Origin of the sequence: Mycobacterium sp. (assembly GCF_049280035.1) — a bacterium.
GTDB lineage: Bacteria > Actinomycetota > Actinomycetes > Mycobacteriales > Mycobacteriaceae > Mycobacterium.
In genome coordinates this window covers 1-3,704 of the sequence record NZ_JBAPPI010000644.1, presented here as the reverse complement: position 1 = coordinate 3,704, position 3,704 = coordinate 1, and the positions used below count along the sequence as shown (strand labels likewise).

Here is a 3,704-nt window from a genome sequence, read left to right as displayed (position 1 = left end):
CGGGAACCAGGTCGAGTTGCTCCAGGCGGGCCAGCACCTCGGTCTCGTCACCACCGAGAACGGCGGACATACCAGTCGGCTCGTTGGCGCAGGCCTTGGCCATCTCCGCACCGCGGGTGGCGGCCAGAGCAACCGCGTCGTCGGCCGAGATCACACCGGCGATCGCGTACGCGGCGATTTCACCGACCGAGTGTCCGGCCACGATGACATCACCGGCGTCGGCGAGCACACCGCGCCTGGTCAGCTCCTGGTGGGCCAGCAGCGTGGCCGCGACGACCAGCGGCTGGGTGACGGCAGTGTCGGTGATCTCCTCAGCCGACGCGGTGGTGCCCAGGCGAGCAAGGTCCAGACCGCTGACCGTCGACCACGACGCCATCTGGTCCGCGGCGCCGGGTAGTTCCAGCCACGGCGACAGCATGCCGGGGGTCTGCGATCCCTGTCCGGGGGCAAGCAACGCAATCACATGTTTAAGAGAACACTGTGAAGACGGGTTTGCGCCGTGTAACAGATTATGAACCTTGTCTTATGTTTTTGTGGAAACTCTACAAAAAGGCACGCGATGCGACGTATTCGATATCGTGCCGCGATCTGTCAGCCGCTTGCAACGGTCCTCGATGGCGCGATGAGGTCCTTTTCCACCACCGGCGTGACGGGCGTCACGATGTCGCTGGCGAGGCTGGACTGCTGCGCCTGGTACGCAAGGTGGCCCACGGTGGCGGCCACCCGAAGGACATAGGCGTCGCGTGGCTGGGTGGGATCGCGGCCCGTGAAGTCCGCGATACGCCGCAGTCGGTAACGCACGGTGTTTGGATGAACGAACAACTTGCGGGCGCAGGCTTCGATCGCGCCGCCGCAGTCGAGGTAGGCGTCGAGGGTTTCGGTGAGGGTCGGGCCGGCGTCGGCCAGCGGCCGCATCACGTCGGTGTGCAACGCCGCGATGGCCGATGCATCGCCCATCAGAGCCCGCTCGGGCAGCAGCTCGCGGGCCAGCACGGGCCGTGGTGCTCCTCGCCAGCCGGTCACGGCGTTCATCCCGGAGATGGCCTCACTGGCGCTGTGGTAGGCCGCGGTCAGCATCGGTGCTGTCGGGCCGATCACCACCGGACCGTCGGAGAAGGCGTCCAGCAGATGGCCGAAGACCTTCTCGGTAGGTGTGAGCTGGCCGGACACGATCGCCACCAGCCAAGTGCCGTGCACGTCGGTGAGTGCGGCGCGGCCATGGCGGGCCGCGATATCCCGGACCTCTTGGCTGGCGTGGCTTTCCTCGCCCGGCGCCGGAGTTCCCACCACCACCGTCGCCGGAGCGGTGGTGTCCCAGTTCAGTGCGGCCGCGCGGGACAACAGCTCGGGGCCGGTGTCGCCACGCACTACCGCGTCCACCACGCTGGCCTCCATTCGGCTGTCCCAGCTGCCGCGCGCCTCGGCCGCATCGGCGTAGGCGGTGGCGGCACTGAAGGCGAGGTCGCGGCTGTACTTGAGAATCCCGACCGTCAGCGCGGTCAACTGTTCCTCAGATCGGGTCAGCAGCGGAGCGACCTCTTCGAAGTACTCCATGGTGACCCGCAGCATGTCCACCGAGTGCCGCAACGGCATCCGCCGGGTCAGGTCCTGCGGCATCAGTTCGAACGCCCGGGCGGTGTAGTTGACGTTGCTATGCGGGTCGGTCATCCACTCCACGAAGTTCGCGACGGCGGTCTGCACCACCAGCGCCAGGCTGGCCCGTTGGGAGGCTTCCAGCCCGGCGAAGAACGGCAACCTTTCCTGCAATTCCGACACAGCCTGGGTGGAAAACCGACCGGAGTACTGCTTCAACCGCCGCAGCAGCGACTCCGGAACGCCGTCCAGCAACTCAAGCGTTGACCGGGGCGTCGCAACTTGCTTGTCGGTCACCCCTAAAAGCTACGCCAGTTTTCTGGATGGTTCTGCCAAAGACGCGCGGCGAGGGCGGGCCGCTAGGCGCCCGGACCGGGATCGGAGGTTTGCGCCGGCGCTGCCTGCACATCGTCGATCCGATATTGCCGGGCAGCCGCGACCGGTACCGATGGGTCGATTTGGCCGTCGCGCGCCAGCGCCTCCAGCACCGCGACGACCTGAGATTCCGCGTCGGTATTGAAGTAGCGGCGCGCGGCCGGCCGGGTGTCGGAGAAGCCGAACCCGTCGGTGCCCAGCGTGACGTAGGTACCCGGGACCCAGGGCCGGATCTGTTCGGGGACGGCGCGCATCCAGTCCGAGACCGCGACGATCGGGCCCGAGCGGTCCGAGCGCGCCTGGGACAAAACTTGAGTGACGTACGCCTGACCCGCCGGGCGGTCCGAGTGACGCAGCTTCTCCTTCTCGATGGCAATGCCGTCGCGGTTCAGCTCGCTCCAGCTGGTCACCGACCACACATCTGCAGCGACATCCCATTCGGCGGCCAGCATCTCGGCGGCTTGTAGCGCCGAGGGCATTGCCACGCCGGAAGCCAGGATGTGAGCCGTGTTGGCGCGGCTTTCCTTGGCCGCCTGATACCGGTAGATACCCCGCAGCAGGCCTTCTGGGTCGAAGTTTTCCGGTTCGGGCGGCTGCACATATGGCTCGTTGTAGATGGTGATGTAGAAGAAGACGTTCTCCGGGTTTTCGCCGAACATGCGGGCCAGCCCGCTTTCGATGATGTAGGCGATCTCGAAAGCGAAGGCGGGGTCGTATGCGACCACCGCCGGATTGGTGGCCGCCAGCAGCGGCGAATGGCCGTCGGCGTGCTGCAGGCCTTCGCCGGTCAGCGTGGTGCGCCCCGCGGTGGCCCCGAGCAGGAAGCCGCGGGCCATCTGGTCAGCCGCGGCCCACAGGCCATCGCCGGTGCGTTGGAACCCGAACATCGAATAGAAGATGTAGATCGGGATCATCGGTTCGTTGTGCGTCGAGTACGACGTGCCGGCGGCGGTGAATGACGCGACGGATCCGGCCTCGTTGATGCCCTCATGCAGGATCTGGCCGATTTCACTTTCCTTGTAGGCCAGCATCAGCTCGGCGTCGACGGCGGTGTAGAGCTGGCCGTTGCGGTTGTAGATCTTCAACGAGGGGAACCACGAGTCCATGCCGAACGTGCGCGCCTCGTCGGGGATGATCGGCACGATGCGGGGCCCGATTTCTTTGTCGCGCAATATCTCCTTGAAGGTGCGCACGGTTGCCATGGTGGTGGCCACCTCTTGGTGGCCCGAACCCTGTTTCAGCGCCTTGTAGGCATCCCGGCCCGGAAGGGTCAGCGCCGTGGCCTTGGTGCGCCGCTCGGGCACAAAGCCACCCAGCGCGCGGCGGCGGTCGAGCAGATAGCGGATTTCCGGAGCCTCCGGCCCGGGGTGGTAATACGGGGGCAGGTAAGGATCCTCCTCGAGCTGGGCGTCGCTGATGGGAATCCGGATGGCGTCGCGGAAGTCCTTAAGATCTTGCAGCGCAAGCTTTTTCATCTGGTGTGTCGCGTTGCGGCCCTGGAAGTGGGCGCCCAGCGAGTAGCCCTTGATGGTCTTGGCCAGGATCAGGGTCGGCTGTCCTTTGTGGTCGACGGCGCCGCGATAGGCGGCGTAGACCTTGCGGTAATCGTGGCCACCGCGCTTGAGGTTCCAAATCTCGGAATCGGTCATGTTCTCGACGAGCGCCTTGGTGCGCGGGTCGCGTCCGAAGAAATGGTCTCGCACGTAGGCCCCGTCGTTGGCCTTGTAGGTCTGGTA

General features: G+C 65.9%; 3 protein-coding genes. All 3 read right to left on the bottom strand.

Annotated elements, in window-relative coordinates; all coding sequences use genetic code 11:
* Positions 1-463 (bottom strand): ACP S-malonyltransferase (locus tag WAN71_RS20705; protein ID WP_422227123.1); only part of this gene is annotated, 463 nt, incomplete at its 3' end.
* 128 nt (positions 464-591) lie between these two features.
* Entirely contained in the window at positions 592-1,890 is a 1,299-nt protein-coding gene (locus WAN71_RS20700) for a PucR family transcriptional regulator (protein ID WP_422227122.1), read from the bottom strand.
* A gap of 62 nt (positions 1,891-1,952) precedes the next feature.
* Positions 1,953-3,704: pyruvate dehydrogenase (acetyl-transferring), homodimeric type (aceE, locus tag WAN71_RS20695; protein WP_422227121.1), on the bottom strand; the 1,752-nt coding region annotated here is incomplete at its 5' end.